Raw genomic sequence first — 1,450 nt, forward strand, 5'->3', positions numbered from 1 at the left:
TATATTGAGAAATTTATTACAAAATTAGCTATAAATGATTCTAAACCCGAAAGTAAACTTTCACCCAAAAGTTTACATTTGTACATATTAATAGTTTGGTGTCGCATAGATCGCAAAAGTTTCCCCAATTGAGAATGCCCCCCCAAAAAAATAACACCTACAAACATTTGTAGGTGTTATTTTAATCTATTTAGGATTGTAAAATTTCTCGTATTTCTTCTATACTTAACTTCGTGAACTTTGCAATGTCCTCTACTGACATTCCATTTTTATGCATACCACTAACTAATTGAATACGTTCAGCAAGCTTTCCTTCTTCTCTTCCTTTTTTTATCCCTTGTTGTTCTGCATGAGCAAACTTTGCAGCCTCATCCATTAATGCTTTTTCCCTTGCTTCATAGGCTTGACGGAAAGAAGAATCTTGACTCATACGTTCCCACTTATTCATTGCCTTTTGTAAAATTGGATCTTGGTTCATCGCAATATCCTCCAATGTTTGGGTTAAGTGTTCATCTTCATTCGCTGGAAGTAATAATAACCAACGAACAAACGAATCTTCCCAGGGATTTACTTGTTCATTACGCCATTGTTGCATTAACTTCGGAATTTCAATAGTATGCACTTCTATATCATCACTCAATACCTTTTGTTGTTGCTGATTCCACAAGATTCCTGTTGTATGAAACGCTTCATATTCTGGAAACATCACAAAGTTTAACAAATTGATGGTAATTGTTTTATGCAGTGAGCTATATGGCATTCCTTTTTTTAATTGAGAAGTGTATAACCTTCCCCAATAATACAAGCTTCGTTTGATCATATCGTGATTGTTATTCAGCTGTATTTCTACATTTATCTTTGTCCCCGTATCTAATGTCGCTGAGATATCTAAAATCGATAATTTATCTTCTTCATGTTCTCGATGCAAATGTGGATCTTCTAACTGCAAGGATATAATGGGTGATTCTAAAGAATCATGTAACATAGCATTTAAAAAGGCAACCAGAATATCCTCATTCCCACTTGTACCAAATAATTGTTTAAATGCAAAATCAATACGTAAATTCACTAATTGTTGATTGGACATGGGCTTCCTCCCCCTGCCTTATACTATTTCTTTCCCTTATTGTACATAAAATGAAAGTAAACATGCAAACAGGATTTAATATCTAATAAAAAACAAATCATTATATCTATGTTCATGATAACATTAAAAATAAGATGATTAATATAATGGAGGACTACAACATGAAAAAAATAAAAAAAATCTTAAATAATCCATTTGTGAAATATCCATTAACTATAATTTCAGCCATTGCAATAATAAATGTAGGATATGATTTAGGATCATTTTTAATAAGATTAAAATATATTTAAGTAATAATAGAGCATTTATTTGATTCCAAACTGAGATGGCTGCTGGTATCTATGAACAAAAAAATATAAAAAG

General features: G+C 31.5%; 2 protein-coding genes. One reads left to right on the plus strand and one right to left on the minus strand.

All coding sequences use genetic code 11. The annotated features are described in order from the left end of the window. Nucleotides 1–190 precede the first annotated feature (190 nt). Complete coding sequence (locus V7038_RS27255; protein ID WP_098323289.1) at nt 191–1,087, minus strand: Rpn family recombination-promoting nuclease/putative transposase; 897 nt, start codon at nt 1,085–1,087, stop codon at nt 191–193. A 161-nt stretch (nt 1,088–1,248) separates the two neighbouring features. Here V7038_RS27255 and V7038_RS27260 point away from each other — a divergent pair, with 161 nt between their 5' ends. Further along, entirely contained in the window at nt 1,249–1,377 is a 129-nt protein-coding gene (locus tag V7038_RS27260; RefSeq protein ID WP_002107230.1) for a hypothetical protein, read from the plus strand. The last annotated feature ends 73 nt before the right edge of the window (nt 1,378–1,450 follow it).

The sequence above is a fragment of the Bacillus sp. JJ783 genome, assembly GCF_036963225.1.
Lineage (GTDB): Bacteria > Bacillota > Bacilli > Bacillales > Bacillaceae_G > Bacillus_A > Bacillus_A cereus_U.